At 66.0% G+C, this 16018-nt stretch carries 15 protein-coding genes; 4 read left to right on the top strand and 11 right to left on the bottom strand.

Features of this window, described 5'->3' with window-relative positions:
* Positions 1 to 70 precede the first annotated feature (70 nt).
* From LJ760_RS10410 to crcB, 4 genes are all read left to right on the top strand, one after another.
* Positions 71 to 2002 (top strand): serine/threonine-protein kinase, encoded by a 1932-nt coding sequence (locus LJ760_RS10410; protein ID WP_227922530.1) that lies wholly within the window; start codon positions 71 to 73, stop codon positions 2000 to 2002.
* A gap of 48 nt (positions 2003 to 2050) precedes the next feature.
* Positions 2051 to 5626, top strand: a complete 3576-nt coding sequence (locus tag LJ760_RS10405; protein ID WP_227922528.1) for a S41 family peptidase — start codon at positions 2051 to 2053, stop codon at positions 5624 to 5626.
* Positions 5627 to 5945: 319 nt separating this feature from the next.
* Positions 5946 to 6389 carry a fluoride efflux transporter FluC gene (locus tag LJ760_RS10400; protein WP_227922526.1) on the top strand — a complete coding sequence of 148 codons (444 nt, stop codon included), beginning with the start codon at positions 5946 to 5948 and terminating at the stop codon, positions 6387 to 6389.
* On the top strand, positions 6386 to 6763 hold the full coding sequence (crcB, locus tag LJ760_RS10395) for a fluoride efflux transporter CrcB (protein ID WP_227922523.1): 378 nt from the start codon (positions 6386 to 6388) through the stop codon (positions 6761 to 6763). The genes LJ760_RS10400 and crcB overlap by 4 nt, the downstream gene beginning before the upstream one ends.
* Positions 6764 to 6786: 23 nt before the next feature.
* Here crcB and LJ760_RS10390 read toward each other — a convergent pair whose 3' ends face one another.
* From LJ760_RS10390 to LJ760_RS10340, 11 genes are all read right to left on the bottom strand, one after another.
* On the bottom strand, positions 6787 to 7716 hold the full coding sequence (locus tag LJ760_RS10390; RefSeq protein ID WP_227922521.1) for an urea transporter: 930 nt from the start codon (positions 7714 to 7716) through the stop codon (positions 6787 to 6789).
* Entirely contained in the window at positions 7713 to 8903 is a 1191-nt protein-coding gene (locus LJ760_RS10385) for a HoxN/HupN/NixA family nickel/cobalt transporter (protein ID WP_227922519.1), read from the bottom strand. Before LJ760_RS10385 ends, LJ760_RS10390 begins: the two co-directional genes overlap by 4 nt.
* A 14-nt stretch (positions 8904 to 8917) precedes the next feature.
* Positions 8918 to 9826 carry an urease accessory protein UreD gene (locus tag LJ760_RS10380; RefSeq protein ID WP_227922516.1) on the bottom strand — a complete coding sequence of 303 codons (909 nt, stop codon included), beginning with the start codon at positions 9824 to 9826 and terminating at the stop codon, positions 8918 to 8920.
* Positions 9827 to 10005: 179 nt separating this feature from the next.
* Positions 10006 to 10641 carry an urease accessory protein UreG gene (ureG, locus tag LJ760_RS10375; RefSeq protein ID WP_231711778.1) on the bottom strand — a complete coding sequence of 212 codons (636 nt, stop codon included), beginning with the start codon at positions 10639 to 10641 and terminating at the stop codon, positions 10006 to 10008.
* A gap of 79 nt (positions 10642 to 10720) precedes the next feature.
* On the bottom strand, positions 10721 to 11299 hold the full coding sequence (locus LJ760_RS10370) for an urease accessory protein UreF (protein ID WP_227922512.1): 579 nt from the start codon (positions 11297 to 11299) through the stop codon (positions 10721 to 10723).
* Positions 11300 to 11419: 120 nt separating this feature from the next.
* Positions 11420 to 13144 carry an urease subunit alpha gene (gene ureC / locus LJ760_RS10365; protein WP_227922510.1) on the bottom strand — a complete coding sequence of 575 codons (1725 nt, stop codon included), beginning with the start codon at positions 13142 to 13144 and terminating at the stop codon, positions 11420 to 11422.
* Complete coding sequence (locus LJ760_RS10360; RefSeq protein ID WP_227922509.1) at positions 13144 to 13590, bottom strand: urease subunit beta; 447 nt, start codon at positions 13588 to 13590, stop codon at positions 13144 to 13146. Before LJ760_RS10360 ends, ureC begins: the two co-directional genes overlap by 1 nt.
* Before the next feature lie 61 nt (positions 13591 to 13651).
* Positions 13652 to 14548, bottom strand: coding sequence for a hypothetical protein (locus LJ760_RS10355; protein ID WP_227922508.1), 897 nt, complete (start codon positions 14546 to 14548; stop codon positions 13652 to 13654).
* A 1-nt stretch (position 14549) separates the two neighbouring features.
* Complete coding sequence (locus tag LJ760_RS10350; RefSeq protein WP_227922507.1) at positions 14550 to 14855, bottom strand: urease subunit gamma; 306 nt, start codon at positions 14853 to 14855, stop codon at positions 14550 to 14552.
* A gap of 223 nt (positions 14856 to 15078) precedes the next feature.
* On the bottom strand, positions 15079 to 15507 hold the full coding sequence (locus tag LJ760_RS10345; protein WP_227922506.1) for an OsmC family protein: 429 nt from the start codon (positions 15505 to 15507) through the stop codon (positions 15079 to 15081).
* Positions 15508 to 15588: 81 nt separating this feature from the next.
* The gene (locus LJ760_RS10340) at positions 15589 to 15936 is read right to left on the bottom strand and encodes a hypothetical protein (protein WP_227922504.1); all 348 of its coding nucleotides are present in this window, start codon (positions 15934 to 15936) and stop codon (positions 15589 to 15591) included.
* Positions 15937 to 16018 lie beyond the last annotated feature (82 nt).

Here is a 16018-nt window from a genome sequence, read left to right as displayed (position 1 = left end):
CTTCCCGCTGGTTTAGCTACCTTGTGGATAACTGCTCCGCGGCCTGGGTGGAGGGTAAGACTTTGCTTTTATGGACACGACCCAGCCGGCAGAACATCCCGCGACCAGTGGCGGCATTCCAGTACCTCCCGCACCCGAGGTGCCCGGTTTCCGGGTAGAGCGATTGCTGGGAGTGGGCGGCAGCGCCGCCGTGTGGCTGGTGCGGGACGACGACGGCGCTCCGTTCGCCCTCAAAGTCCCGGTAACCGGGGGAGACGGGGCGCTGAACGCCTTCGAAGCCCGACGGGAGGTGAATATCCTTGCCCGCCTGGAGCACCGGCATCTGCTGCGGATGCACGCGGTGGTCGAGACGAATCACGGCGCGGGCCTCATCTGCGGATACGCGGCCGGCGGCAGTGCTGCCGGTCTGGTGGCTGCCCGGGGGCCGGTGCAGCCCGGAGAAGCGGTCAGTATCCTCGTGGGAATAGCCGAAGCCCTGGGGTACCTCCATTCCCGGGGTGCGGCCCACGGGGACGTTTCACCGGGAAACATCCTGTTCACTTCCGAGGGCAGGCCGCTACTGGGGGATTTCGGCTCGGGACGGCTGCTGGGAGAGCCGGGGGCGCAGCGCCTGGGGACACCCGGGTTCTCTGCGCCGGAGAGCACGGACGATGCAGAGCCCGGGCTGGGTGCGGCAATGGATATGTATGCGCTGGCCGCCGTGGGCTGGTTTCTGCTAACCGGACGGACTCCTCCGCCCAGCCGCGACCGTCCCCCGCTGTCGATCCTGGTACCGGGTGTGGGCCGGGAGCTGCCGGCACTGCTGGAGGCGGGATTGGCGGAGGATCCTGCCGATCGGCCCGCAGCCGACGAATTTGCGGCGGCAGCGTACCGTGGCGCTCCGGCGCTGCCGGTAGACCTGGTGGCCGCAGTCCATCCGGATGTTCATCCCGAGCTGCTGACGCGCCGGACCGGCTCCGCCGGATCCGGGACGGAGAAACGGAAGCGCCGGCGGGGCAAGCGGGGTGCGTCCGGAGTAGTTGGAGGAACGGAACTGGAACGGGGCCGCAGCAGGGCACTGGGGCGAAGGCGGGGGCGCGGACTAGGGCAGGCGCACGGAGGAAGGCAGGCGCGTGGAACGGGCGGGATGCCGGGTGCAGCGGGAAGGGAATGGTGGGGAAGCGGTCGGCGGGGGAACGCTTTGCCAGGCGGCGGGGCTGACGCGGATAGGGCACCGGCTGTTCGGGAGCGGAGCATCGAAGGAAATGCCGCGCCGGACCAGCCACCGAGGACCCGCAGGGACGCTCAGGGCACTGTACGCGGCCGCGGATCCCGCAGTTCCCCCATGAGTAGCAGGGTGTTCCCCGTGGCAGCCGCGGTGGTGGTTGCTGCTGTCCTGCTTCTTGCCGGGATAGCGCTCGCCGCCCCTGATCTCCTGCGTGCCCGTGGTGCCGGTGCCCCGGATAAGTCCCCCGGCGGTTCCCAGGCGGCTGCCCAGGACACCTCAGCTCCTGCGCCGGCACCAACGCCGGCACCAACGCTCGAAGCCTCAACACCCGAAGCTCCAACACGACCCGCACCGGTGGACCCCGCAGAAACCGTGGAATCGCTCCGGGCAGTGACCGCGGCTGAGGATCCGGCACAGGCGCTGCCCGCGCTCGCCGAACTACGGAGCCGGGCCTTTACCAGTGCGGACCCGGCGCTGCTTCACTACGTGAATGCTCCGGGGTCGGAAGCGCTGCAGGCCGATCAGGAGCAGATTGCCCGGCTCACTGCTGAAGGGCATGCCCTGTCCGGACTGGTCACGGAGGTAGCCGTGGTGGACGGCAGCGGGGCTGCCCGGGCGGCGCAGGGAACAGCAACGGCGGAACTGCGGGTTCGGATGCAGGTTTCCGGCTACACGCAGGTAGACAGTGCCGGTGCGGTGCTGCGTTACGGGCAGGCACAGCAGCAGGAGGTGCTGCTGGTGCTGGTGCGAAGCGGGGGAGAATGGCGGATCAGCCGGATCCTGGCTCCGCCATGAGGCAGCACGCTACACGGACAAGTCAGCGGCGAAAGATAGGATCGTCACATGAGTCCAACCGCATACCTCCGTTACCCCGACCTGCACGGGAACCTCGTCACCTTTGTCGCCGAAGACGATGTCTGGATGGCTCCCGTGAGCGGTGGCCGCGCCTGGCGGGTTTCCGCGATGCAGCTGCCGGCCCGTAGCCCGAAGTTCTCCCCGGACGGAACCCGGCTTGCCTGGCAGGTGGTCCAGGGCGGGGCACCGGAAATCGTCACGGCAGACGTCGACGGCGGGGACTTCCGGCAGCTGACCTTCTGGGGCAGCCAGAGCACCCGCCTGAAGGGATTCAACTCCGCCGGAGAGGCCATTGCCACGTGCTCCGTGGAACAGGAAGATAACCGGCTCCGCTGGGCCTTCGCGGTTCCTCTCGACGGGTCGGCGCCGGTCAAGCTCCCGTACGGCCCGGTGGAAACCATTGCCGAGGGGCCCGCAGTCGGCGACGAACGCCCGATGGTGATCGGCAGCCTGCTCACCCGGGAGCAGGCATGGTGGAAGCGCTACCGCGGCGGCACCGCAGGAAAGCTCTGGATCGACGCCGACGGCAACGGGGAATTCCTCCGCCTCGTGCCGGAACTGGACGGCAACCTGTCGGACCCGATGTGGATCGATGGCCGGGTGGTCTTCCTTTCGGACCACGAAGGCTACGGCAACCTGTACTCGGTGACACCCCAGGGGGAGGATCTCCGCCGGCACACCGACTTCGAAGGATTCTATGTTCGGCACGCTTCCTCCGACGGCAGCCGCATCGTGTTCGAATCCGCGGGACGTATCTGGCTCCTTTCCTCGCTGGACGCCGAAGCAGAGCCGCTGGACATCGTCCTAGGCTCGGCCGGCACTGCCCGCCGGCCGCGTCCGCTCAACGTCGCAAAGCACCTGTCAGCGGTTGTTCCTGATACCAAGGGAACCGCCAGCGTGGTGGAGAGCCACGGAACCCTGCACTGGCTGACCCACCGGGACGGGCCGTCGCGCGTGATCGAGGCAGATTCGACCGTCCGCGCCCGTCTGGGCAGGCCGTTGGACAGCTCCCGCGCCGTGTACGTGGCGGACCGCAACGGCGAGGAAGCGATCTACATCAAGGACGTTTTCGCCGGGCTCGGCACGGTTGCGGCCACTCCGGCTGCCCAGGCAGGAGTCTCCGAAGGGATTCCGGCTGCCGGTGCCGGTGAGGATAACGGTTTGGTTCTGCCCAGCCCGGTGTCCGCTTCCGGAGCTGCCGTTTCGGCCGTCCGGGAAACCGGTAGCAGGGGATCGGGGCACGACGGCGGGACGGAGAGCGCCGGACCGGCACCTACAGGAGCACCAGGGGATTCTGCGGCCGCTGCCGCGACCATCCGGGTAGGGTTCGACCGCCCCACCCGCGTCAGCCAGCTCGTTCCCAGCCCGGACGGACGGCACGTGGGCGTCTCCACCGAATACGGTGAAGTGTTTGTGCTGGACGTGGCGACGGCCGAGCTGTTCCCGGTTGCGTCTTCCGACTTCGGGGCCGTCGACCAGCTGGCTTTCTCACCGGACTCGCAGTGGCTCGCCTGGGCTGAACCGTCCAGCGGCGAAGGCCGGTCGCGGATCCGCCTGCGGTCCGTGCGGGATGCAGCAGCGCCCGTAGTGGATATAACCGACGGCCGGTTTAGCGACCATGATCCTTCGTTTACCACCGACGGCCTTTATCTGGCGTTCCTTTCGGAGCGCAGCTTCGACCCGGTGTACGACACCCACCGGTTCGACCTCAGCTTCCCGTCCTCCACCAAACCCTTCCTGGTGGCACTGGCCGCCGGGACGCCTTCGCCGTTCGGGCCGTCGGTATCCGGTACTTCCGCAGCAGCCTCCAAAACCACGGCGGCGTCCGGAACCGAGGCAGACACGTCGCAGGACACGGTGCCGCCTGTGCAGGTGGACGCCGAGCGGATCGGTGACCGCCTGATTGCCGTGCCGGTACCCCAGGGACGCTACGAAAAGCTCCGGGCTGCAGAGGGTGGACTTCTCTGGCAATCCTCGGACATCTACGGGGTGACCGGTGACGGCCGCGCATCGGCAGCGGACCGTGATCCGGCCGCCAGGCTGGAGCGCTTTGACCTGGAGAAGAAGGACGTATCCGTCCTGGTTGCGGCGCTGGACGATTTCGAAGTCAGCGGCGACGGCACCAAGGTGGTGCTGAAGCACGAAGGCAGCGTCCGCATGGTTCCAGCAGTTTCCCGAGTGGAAGAGGACTCGGCCGAGAACATCCGCGTGGACCTGGAACGGATCCGGATCCGGATTGATCCCGTGAAGGTGTGGGGACAGGCCTTTGACGAGGCCTGGCGCCTGCAGCGCGACTTCTTCTGGGCCCCGGACATGGGCGGGCTCGATTGGGAAGGTGTCCATGCCCGGTACCGTCCGCTGGTCCAGAACCTCGGAAGCCATGACGACCTCGTGGACCTGCTTTGGGAAATGCACGGGGAACTCGGCACTTCCCACGCCTATGTCACTCCCGTTCCGGTCACCGAGCAGGGCTCGGGCGGGCAGGGTTTCCTCGGTGCGGATCTGCGCCCCGGCGCCGGCGGCTGGGAAGTGGTGCGGATCCTCGGCGCCGAGTCCTCGGACCCGGCGGCCACGTCTCCCTTGAGCGCGCCGGGTGCCGACGTCCACCCCGGTGACGTCATTGCCGCAGTGGACGGGCAGCCGGTTCCCCCGAACGAGGGACCGGCCGTCCTGCTCGCCGGAGCAGCCGGCAGGACTGTCGAACTGACTGTTGTGTCCGCCGGCAGCGACGGTGCGCCGGAACAGCGGCGGATCGCCGTCGTTCCGCTGCGAAGCGAGGAACGCCTGCGTTACCAGAACTGGGTCAGCGCCAACCGCCGCCTCGTGCGGGAAGCCTCCAACGGTGAGTTCGGCTACCTGCATATCCCCGACATGATGGCCAACGGGTGGTCCCAGCTGCACCGGGACCTGGATCAGGAAGCGTCCCTGCGTGGCCTGGTGGTTGATGTCCGGCGAAACCGGGGCGGACACACGTCCCAGCTGGTTGCCGAGCTGATCGGGCGGAAGGTCACCGCGTGGAGCGTTCCCCGCGGCGGCACTCCCACCCCCTACCCGGCGCATGCGCCTCGCGGCCCCGTAGTGATCCTGACGGACGAGTTCGCCGGGTCCGACGGCGACATCGTCACCCAGGTGTCCAAGCTGCGCGGCATCGGCCCGGTCGTGGGCACGCGGACCTGGGGCGGCGTCGTCGGAATCGACGGACGTTTCAACCTGGTGGACGGAACCATGGTGAACCAGCCGAGGCACGCCTACTGGTTCACGGGCGGTGTCGGCTGGGACGTGGAAAACCGCGGAGTGGAGCCGGACATTGAGGTGGCCTTCCCGCCGCACGCCTATGTGGCCGGGGACGACCCGCAGCTGGAACACGGTGTGGGCATCCTGCGCGAAATGCTGTCTGAGCTGCCTACGGACGAGCCCCCGGCCATGTCCGGCTACCGTAATCTCCAGCCCGCTCCGTTGCCGAAGCGGCCCCAGGAGAACACGGAAGAGGCGGACCCGTCCTTGCCTTCACCGGTGAGTGCCGGTACCGGAGCGGACGGGACGAGCCGGGACAACCGGCACTAGCCACCACATAGGCTACGGAAAACCCGGTTTATGGGCCCGGACCGCTGCACCAGCGGTCCGGGCCGTTCCGCACGGTGCCCCGGTCATGGAACGCGGCAGGCCGGAGACATACCCGATTGGCGCCGCACAGTGGATCAAGGCCTGCCTGCCGTTGAAGACAGGAAAAGGCAGGAGTAGCCTCAAACGTGGGGAATTTCCCCCGATTCCCCGCGAAATCACGCCTTATTCTCAGGCGTGGCCCCGGACAACCCGTGCACGTGTCCTGCCAAGCAGTCCGCGCCGATGCCACCCATCCTCGAAGCAAGGAATGAGTACCGGAATGCGCCCACAATACCTGCGCTGGGGCCCCATCGGACTGGTCGCCCTCGGAGGCGGAGCCGGTGCTGCCAGCCGCGAGGGCCTGTCCCTGGTCATACCGAACCTCGGTGAAGTGCCGGTGGCGATCCCGATCATCAACGTGGTCGGTGCCTTTCTGCTCGGCTACCTCTACGAGGCTGTGACCCGCTTGGACAGGTCGGGCCCGACCGGGAAGAACCTCAAACTGCTGCTCGGTACCGGCTTCTGCGGCGGCTTCACCACTTACAGTTCGCTGGCCACCGACACCGCTGTACTCTTTCGCGACGGTTTTCCCTGGACCGCCATAATCTACGCCCTCGGCACGGTAATCGTCGGTGCCTGCGCCACTTGGGCGGGCATCGCCGCCGCAAGCGGTCTCCACGCCCGCGGCTCGGATCCGCAGCATAAGCAGGAGGATGCTTCATGACCCCCGGAATTTTCCTGCTGCTGGCGCTGGCCGGCGGGGTAGGTGCAACGGTGCGGTTTGTCATCGACGGACTCATTCGAGCCCACCTCAAGACGCGGTTTGCCTGGGCGACGACAATCATCAACGTCTCCGGTTCCGTGGTGCTCGGCCTGCTCACCGGCCTCACCATCGAGCACTTTGTGTCGACCGACCTCAGTATCGTGATCGGGACCGGCTTCCTCGGCGGCTACACCACCTTCAGCACCGCGAGCTACGAGACGGTGCAGCTGATTAAGGAGGGCCGCTACGGTGCATCCTTCATCAGCGGTATCGTCATGCTCGTGCTCTCAGTGGCGGCCGCTGTGATCGGCCTCTGGGTGGGTGCCTCGGTGTAAGAAGAAGCGAAGCACAAGGGCGCTTATGTGCGCTTGGCGGCGGGAATGTAGTGGGCGATGACCAGGAACACCCACGTTGTGAGAATGTACGGCCAGGTGTAGGTGGGAGCTGAAAGATCATGCATGATCACTGTCACCACCGCAGTGACCACCGTGCCGATCACGGCCAGAACCCACGAGAGCGTGCTGCTGCGGAGGAAGACCACGGCGAGGGCAATCGCGGTGAGGACACCGGAGTAGCCGGCCAGGCCGTTCGCGGTCTCGGTCAGGTTCTCGCCCATTGCCAGCGCGCACAGGCTCCCCACCACGCTGCCAAGGAGCCCGGCCAGCCCCACTTTCCAACTCGCCACGAACAGCCCGAGCAGAATGAGGGCTCCCGACCATTCGTTGTTGATCAGCACCACTTCGGACACATTCGTCAATAACGAGCGGACGAAGGCCAGCGGCTCCGAGTCGATGGTGGCCGACGGCGCCGAGGTCACGTGCAGTGCCTCCGTGCTGAGCAGAATGCCCGTCGCCACGATGCAGAACGGTGCCGTCGTGGACGGCAGGGAGAACATCCTCAGCGGTGTCCTGGTGAACAGCGCAACCACCAGCCACGTCACCGGGGCACACAGTAAGCCGCCGATGAGCGCGATGGGATACGCCGCCCACTGACCCCCGATGGTTGAGAACGTCGCAGCCCCAGCGAGGGCGCCGCAAAAACCCTGCAGGCCTGATGTCACCGAGGACGGGTCGGCCTTGAGCAGGCGCCCTCCCACTGTGTTTCCCGCGCAGCCAATCAGCACGAGCACGGCCATGCGCCAGTCGGCCACAACGAAGGCAGCCAGAATAAGCAGAGCGGTGTAAATGTTGCTTTGGAAAAAGATCTGCGATAGCCCTTGGCCCCACCCCTTCAGCCAGCCAGCACTCGAGATGGATGGGTTCGGCGAGGCCGCACTTGCGCTGCTCATCCTTGCTCCGTTCGCGGGGCGTCGTCAGGCGGCGAGCCCTTTCCAGGCCTCTGCCTCAACTCCGGCCCGCCGGGCGCGGTTGAGGCGCCAGATGCGCCCGCCCCGCCTGCCAGCGCCCATCGTTCCTCCACATGGCCCAACCGCCAGTAGGCGGTAGAGGTCAACCAGACCAGTATCAGCGTGGCCACGACAATGTAGCCCACGTTCTCAAGGTCGATGGCGGCTACCCAGCCGGTGAGTGGATCCCGCAGCCCGAGCTTCTCATTCAGCAACCCGACCAGCTCAATGCCACCGATCATGACGGCAATCATGACTGAGAGCCCGGTAATGGTGAGGTTGTAGTACAGCTTGCGAACCGCGTTGACGCTCGCCCAGCCATAGGCTTTCACCATGACGGCTGAATCGAGGGTGTCGAACAGGCTCATGCCTGCGGCAAAGATCAGGGGCAGGCAGAGGACGGCATACCAGGGAAGCCCCGTCGCTGCCCCGGTTCCCGCCAGCACCAGCAGGGCAATCTCGCTGGCGGTGTCGAAGCCGAGCCCGAACAAAAAGCCAACGGCATACATCTTCCCCGGGCGGTCGATGGTACGAAGCATCGGCCGGATGAGGCGGCTGATGAGGCCGCGGCCCTGCAGATGCCGCTCCAGCTCCAGCTCGTCGAGGTCGCCGTTGCGCGAGGCCCGCCAGACCTTGAGGATTCCGATGAACGCGACGGCGTTGATGAGTCCGATGAGCAGCAGGAAGACCCCGGACACCACCGTGCCGAAGACTCCGAGGCCGGCGCGTACACCGTTGCCGTCATCGCTGAGCCCTACCGCCCAGCTCACCCCGAGGGCCAGAAGCGCAGCCATCAGGAACACAATGGTGGAGTGCCCCAGGGAGAAGAACAATCCGACCCCGGCGGCCGGCTTGCGCAGGTCCACGAGTTTGCGGGTGGTGTTGTCGATCGCAGCGATGTGGTCGGCATCGAAGGCGTGCCTCACGCCGAGCACATAGGCCACCACGGCGATGCCAACCCCGAAGACCGAGGAGCCCAGCTGGAGATGCAGCGGTTCGACCAGGAAGAAGAACAGTCCGAAGCCCGCGATGTGCAGCAGCGCGACCGGAATGAAGGCGAGCACCACCTGCGCCCGGTAGGAGCGTCCCGGGCCCACAGCCTTCTCTTGCGTGTTCGCTTGTTCACTCACCGTTAGACCCCTCTCTAGCTCTTCCGAATTGCGGGTGCCCGCTTCCCGGTCAGCAACTCGTGCACCGCCGATGCGGCGGCCGTGTTTGCGGCCGCGACAGCCACGGTGTCGTTGCCTACCAGCCGCATCCAAACGCCGGCATCACCGGGTAAGGTGCTCACCCCGAAGATCAGGTCACCGCCGCTCTCGGTGAGCGCCCGGTGCAGGGTATCTGCGAGCTGGGCCGCCGGAACCAGGGGCGTGAAGACGTAGAGCATGGCGAGCACGTCGTGGTTGGCAAGCACGCCCAGTCCGCCGACGCCGGAGACCGCTCCGTCGGCTCCCGGGCTGAGCCGAACCCGGTCCAGGGCAACCAGCCCGCCGTCCGGCCGCCGCACCTCGAGGTCGGAGGCGTACACATCGTAGGCGTGCCGCTCCCCGCGGGCGAGCCTGCCCGCATACATGGTGTCGCCGAGCACCAAGGTTGCCGACTCGTCGATCACCACCGATGTCTGCTGGTAATAGCGCGAAGCGGCGAAGGGCACCACTGGCTCGGGCAGGTACTCGACATGGGCGCCTTCTCCGACCGTGATGTTCATCAGCGCGGAGGCATAGTCATGGTCCATGCGGTAGACCCTGGTCTGGGTCTGAGTGGTGATGTGCGCCGAAGTGCCGGGGCCGAAGCTTAGATCGGTGCGCAGCCGGTCTCCCTGCAGAATGCCGCCGCCCGAGGACATGAGGTAGGTGTAGGCCATGTCGGGGCGCAGCGGGTTGAAATAGAGCGGATGCATGATCTGCAACGGTGACTTCTGGTAGTGCTGCACCAGCTCGGTGCGGCCCCGGTTGCAGGCGAACCCAAGCTGCAGGATGCCGACTTTGCCCGGGCTGCCGACCGGCAGATTCCTCCACTCTTCCTCTGTGTGCCGCCGAATTTCGGCTGGCACCCGGACGGGCTCATAGAACGCCGGCTCGAGTCGGTAGCCGCCCGCGTTTGGTTCCCTCCGTCCGGCGTCGCGGGAAACCGGAGGACGGGGGAGAGGGCTCACGCTCGCGAGACCGTCGGCACCCGTCACGGTGTTCCCGCCGGGTGCCGGCGCACTTCGCTGTTCCGTCGCTTTGAGGATCATCCGATGAGCTCGGTTCTGGCACCGTTCCACTGCGACATGATTTGCTGGTGGAGTTCATCGACGCCGAACCCGGTGAGTGAATTGGTCAGCACCACGGGCCGATTCTCGCGGACCCGGTGGGCGTCGGACTCCATCACGTTGAGGTCGGTGCGGACGTACTGCGCGATGTCGATCTTGTTGATCACCAGGATGTCGCTGTCGGTGATGCCGGGACCGCGCTTGCGCGGCATCTTCTCGCCCTCAGCGGTGTCCAGCACGAACACAAACACATCGGCAAGCGCGGGGGAGAAGGTAAGCGTCAAGTTGTCGCCGCCCGACTCGTAAATGAGCGTGTCGATGTCGGGAAACCGTTCCAGCATCTCCGCGCCGACGGCGAGGTTCATGGTCGGATCGTCGCGCACGGCCGTATGCGGACAGGATCCGGTCTCGACGCCCATCACCCGCTCGGGGTCGAGGATGCCGGCCAGCTCCCTGCGCACGTGGTGGGCATCCTCCTGGGTATAGATGTCATTGGTGATGACGCCGGGGGTGCGCCCGGCCTCGATCAACAGCGGCACCAGCGCTTCCGTCAGCGCCGTCTTGCCGCTGCCCACGGGCCCTCCGATGCCAATCCTCAACACGTTCTCACTCATGAAGTCCTCGTTTCCGGTGGATCTGCTGTTTTCGTGCGGGCGCCCATCGGCGCCGTTTCGTTCGTGTCCGGACTGTGTCCTAACTGGCGAACAAGCGTGCCTCGGCTCTCTCATGCTGTGCTGACATGACGTCCGCCATGGGCGCAAAGCCGCCAAGATCGGCGAGATTGCGCTCCAGGGCGGCCTCCGTCACCTGCTCCATGACAGGGGATGTCTGAAGCAGGATGGCCTGCGCCTGCCGGTGGTCTGTCAGCCGCAGGCGAAGGGCGGCCCCTACGAAGCTCGCCGAGAAAGCGAACAGGTCCGATGCAACGGCCTGCCGGGTCGCGACTCCGTTGGCTGCGTACACCACCGCCGCCGCGACTGGCTGGCAGCCGGGCGTGCTACGCAGCCGCACACGCTCGCCATACGCGGCGAGGAGTCCCTGGTCAATCAATTCGGCCCCCAGATCAATCAGCTGGTGGCCGCTGCGTACGGAGGCGATGCGCATTTCGGCGTTCAGTTTCGAGGCGAACAGCCGCTGGTCGACTTCCTGCACGAGGTCGATGTCGCCGTTGTCCGCTGCGCGGTGCGCTGCAGCAAGTGCCGTTGCGTCCCCGGGGCCGACGGAGTGCAGCAGCAGCTCGGCCAGCAGCTGCTGCACTCCGTCAGCAGACACGAGCCGCGCCTGCCTGTAGCCCTCGAGCCCGTGCGACATCGTGTAGAAGCCGCTGGGAAACGCCGAGTCAGCGAACTGCAGGCTGGTCAGCAATTGGCCTACATCCGACATGCCGTGTCCCTACGCGAGAAAGAACAGCTGGGTCATCGGCAGGGACTGGGCCGGCGGGATGGTGGCCAGCGTGCCGTTGTACGTCACGTCGTATGTCTCCGGGTCCACCTCGATCACAGGCGTCGCGTTGTTGCGGACCATGTGCTCCTTGCCGATGCCGCGGCAGCGTTGCACCGGCAGCACCTGGCTCTCCAGCCCGAGCCGCTCCGGCACGCCCTTGTCGATGGCCGCCTTCGACATGAAGGTCACCCGTGTGCTCTGCAGCGCCTTGCCCTGCGCACCGAACATGGGCCGGTAAAACACGGGCTGCGGGGTGGGCAGCGAGGCATTCGGATCACCCATCAGCGCCCAGTTGATTAGGCCGCCCTTGACGATCAGCCGGGGCTTGGCGCCGAAGGACTGGATCGGCCAAAGCACGATGTCGGCGATCTTGCCGGCCTCCAGCGAGCCGATATAGTCGGACACTCCCTGGGTGATGGCCGGGTTGATCGTGATCTTGGCGAGGAAGCGCAGCACCCGGAAATTATCGTTGTCGCCGCTGTCCTCCGGCAGCGCGCCGCGCTGGTCCTTGCAGTGGTGGGCGATCTGGAAGGTGCGCATAAACGATTCGCCGATGCGACCCATTGCCTGGGAGTCGGACGAGACCATCGAAATGATCCCTTCATCGTGGAAAACCGTCTCCGCGGAGATCGTCTCGGCCCGCACCCGGGAATCCGCGAAGGCGACGTCTTCGGGGACGTCGTGGGAGAGGTGGTGGCAGACCATCACCATGTCGAGCAGCTCATCCACCGAATTGACGGTGTAGGGCAGCGTCGGGTTCGTCGAGGACGGGAGCACGTTCGGGTGGCCGGCCACCTTGATGATGTCCGGGGCGTGGCCGCCGCCGGCACCCTCGGTGTGGAAGGTGTGGATGGTGCGGCCGTCGATGGCGTCAAGGGTGTCCTCCACATAACCGGCCTCGTTGAGGCTGTCTGTATGCACCGAGATCTGCACGTCGTAGTCATCGGCCACGGAGAGTGCGTTGCTGAGCGCGGCCGGCGTCGTGCCGTAGTCCTCGTGTACCTTGAGTCCGCATGCGCCGGCCTCGACCTGTTCGATCAGGGCATCGGGCAGCGAGCCGTTCCCCTTGCCGAGGAAGCCCATGTTGACCGGCATCCCTTCGGCCGATTCCAGCAGCCGGGCGAGATTCCAGACGCCGGGAGTCGTGGTGACGCCGTTGGTGCCGTCGGTGGGTCCCGTGCCGCCGCCGAAGAGGGTCGTGATGCCGTTGGAGAGGGCGGCCAGCGCCTGTTCCGGCGAAATATAGTGCACGTGTGAGTCGATGCCGCCGGGGGTGGCGATGAAGTGCTCGCCGGCCAGCAGCTCGGTCCCGGGGCCAACCACCAGGCGCGGATCGACTCCGCTCTGGGTGTGCGGGTTGCCGGACTTGCCGATACCGGCGATCTTGCCGTCACGCACACCGATGTCGCCCTTAATGACACCAAGCACCGGGTCCAGGATGATTGCGTTGGTGATCACCAGGTCAAGTACGCCTTCCGCGGAAGTTGCCTGGGGATCGGCCGCCATGCCGTCACGCGCGGTCTTGCCGCCGCCGTAGACCACCTCGTCACCGTAATGGCCCTCGTTGTAATCCTTCTCGATCTCGATCACCAGATTGGAATCGGCCAGGTGGACCCGGTCGCCGGTGGTCGGACCAAAGAGATCGGTATACTGCTTGCGCGAGATTTTCGCCATCACTTCTTCCCCTCTTCTGGGCGGCCCGTTTGTGCTGCAGGGCCCGCGTTGTTTGCACTGGGTTTGGAGCTCGGTTTTCCGTCCTGGAATCCGAGCTCCTTTATCCGCGCCATGGCCCGGATCTTCGTTGCCGCAGAGTCGAGCCCGCCGTCGACGAGGTTGTTGAAGCCAATGACCCGCCGGTTTCCGGCGTACGCGGTGAGGGTCACCTCGCGGGTGTCACCTGCTTCGAAGCGGATTCCGGTACCTGCCGGCACATCGAGGTGCATTCCGTAGGCCAGTTCGCGTTCGAACAAAAGCGCCTTGTTGGTTTCGAAGAAGTGGAAATGAGAGCCGACCTGCACCGCCCGGTCGCCGGTGTTGCTCACCAGCAGGGTGACGCTCGGCCTGCCGGCGTTGATCTCGATGTCTTCTTGCTTGTGGTGGTAGGTGGGGCTGCCCAGCATGGTTTTTCCTTCCCTTGCGGCGCAGCATCGCTGCACGTGGTGTGTTTAGATGCGATTCCGGTCAGCTCGTACCGATCGGGGTGGGGTGGTGATGCGCGTGGCCGTCGGCCGCCCCGTGGTTGTGGGAATGGCCGTTGTCCGCGTCAAAGGCGTGTGAGTGGGCGTAACCGTGACCGTGATCAGCCTGCAGCCCGGCGTCAACACCGGTGGAGCCGTGGCCGAGGTTGTGCAGTGCATCGCGAACACGCTCGCCGATAACGCGAAGCACCGCCTGCTCGCTCAGCAGTGCACCGTAGAACCGGGCCTCGGTGAAACCTCCCTCGCCGAAGGGCACCGCTTCACCGTGCACGGTGGGCACCCGCCGAAATCCTGCGGGAACAACCACCGTTTCCGTGCTGCCGAGAAGACCCAGCCGCCGTACGGCCTCCAGGAGTGCCTCCGCGTCGGTGACAGCGGCAACCTCCACCAGGTTGCCCGCCCCGTGCGTGCGCACCAGATGCGCGATGCGGTAGAGCTCCGCATCATCGAAGGGATTGGCGGCGTCCGCGACGATCAGCACTGCCGCGTCCGGGGCCAGCCTGCGCACCTCCGCGGCGGCGGCCCGGAGCCACGCCGTGAGATGGTCGGGGGTGCCGAATTCGTCCGCCAGGGCCAGCGGGGCCGGGGCGGCACCGTGCGGGACTGCCCCTGCTTCAAGCCAGCGGAGCGTCTTCGCCGTGTCCGCGACGAGGGTCGGGTTGCGGCCGAAGGTCATCGGCAGCACGACGACGGGCGCCGTGTCCGCCCCGTCGGCAGTGTCCTCGCGCAGCCGCGTGAGGACATTGTGCAGAGGTCGGCCGGCGGGGGTAATGAGGGCGTCCGGAAAGGAAGCCGTGACGAATGAAAGATCCGTCCCGTTGCCGCTCTCATGTCCTCCGACCAGCACCACCGTTGCATCCGGCTCGGTGGGCCAGGTCAAGTCACACCCCGATGGGATCGTGACAGGAGACGAGCTTGCTGCCGTCGACGAAGGTCGCCTCGATCTGCAGGAGGGGCAACCGCTCACGGACGCCGTCCATGCACTGGCTTTCAGAGACGATGGTCTTACCGAGTTCCATCACCTCTGCGACGGTCCGGCCGTCGCGGGCACCCTCCAGGATCGCCTCGCAGATGAGGGCGGTGGCCTCGCTGACATTGAGCTTGGTGCCCCGCTCACGCCGCTTACGGGCCAAATCCGCCACTTGGTATACGTAGAGCTTGTCTATTTCCTTGGGAGTGAGGTTCATACCTTCACCTTCAGACGCAGTTGCGATCGTATCTGGCCCGCTTGCCCGGCGCACCGGCCTGGCTCGCTTACAGAAAACCGTACGCGCACGTACCAGCCACGACCACCCGTTCCCGGCCATCCACGCCCGTATCCGTTTAAACGGGGCCCCCGCCCGCCCCGCCGCGCGGAGGGCCCCTGTTCCGGACGGAACAGGGGCCCTCTGCGCTGCTGGTAGCCGGCTCCTAGGACTCCAGCGTGGCGTCCATGGTGATCTCGATGCCGGCCAGGGCCTGCGAGACCGGGCAGCCGGTCTTCGCCGACTCGGCAATGTCGTCAAACTGCTCTGCCGTCAGTCCGGGAACCACGGCGGTGACCACAAGGTGGCTGCCGGTGATGCCCGTACCCGGAACGAAGGTCACGTCAGCGGATGTGGAGATCCGCTCCGCCGTCTTGCCTGCCTCGGCAAGCGCGTTGCTGAAGGCCATGGAGAAGCAGGCCGAGTGGGCCGCGGCAATAAGTTCCTCAGGGCTGGTCTTGCCGTTGGCCTCTTCGGCGCGGGCCTTCCACGTGACGTCGTAGGTGCCGAGTCCGGAGGAATCGAGGGTGACATCTCCCTTGCCGTTGAAGAGGTCGCCGTTCCAAACGGTATGGGCTGAACGGACTGTAGCCATGGGGGTCTCCTTAAACAGTGATGGGACGGGGCCGGCAACAAGCCGGCGCACCATCCCATCCTATTTCCGCTGTTGTGCGGACTACCACATAGTGGCTACGGCAATGTTGATGACCGCGAGGATGCCCACGCCGTTTGCGAGTCCGGAGGAGACCGGCTCGTCCTTCTTGTAGCGGCGCTGTCCGATGAAGGCCAGCACGGCAATCACCAGGGTGATCAGCAGCTTGATGCCCACCTTCAGGTGGTTGACATCGCCGTCGCCCATCTCATTCAGCGCCACCAATGCCAGGCCGGTGACCAGCTGCAGCAGTGCTGCGTGGAACTGGCCGGGCAGCACGGTCGGATTCTTGATCCGGGCAAACCAGATGCCGACAATGATGGCTGCACCGAGGATGTGCAGGAAAACAAGGAAGCTGTGAAGGAAGTCCATAGGGCCAGTTTACCGACTGGAAGTCGGGAACCCAGGGGAAAGCACGGGAGGCGGGTAACTTTTCTACAACATGTAGAGAAGT

Source organism: Arthrobacter sp. zg-Y895, from assembly GCF_020731025.1.
Lineage (GTDB): Bacteria > Actinomycetota > Actinomycetes > Actinomycetales > Micrococcaceae > Arthrobacter_B.
The sequence above is the reverse complement of the archived record's forward strand: the minus strand, read 5'-3'. Positions and strand labels throughout refer to the sequence as shown.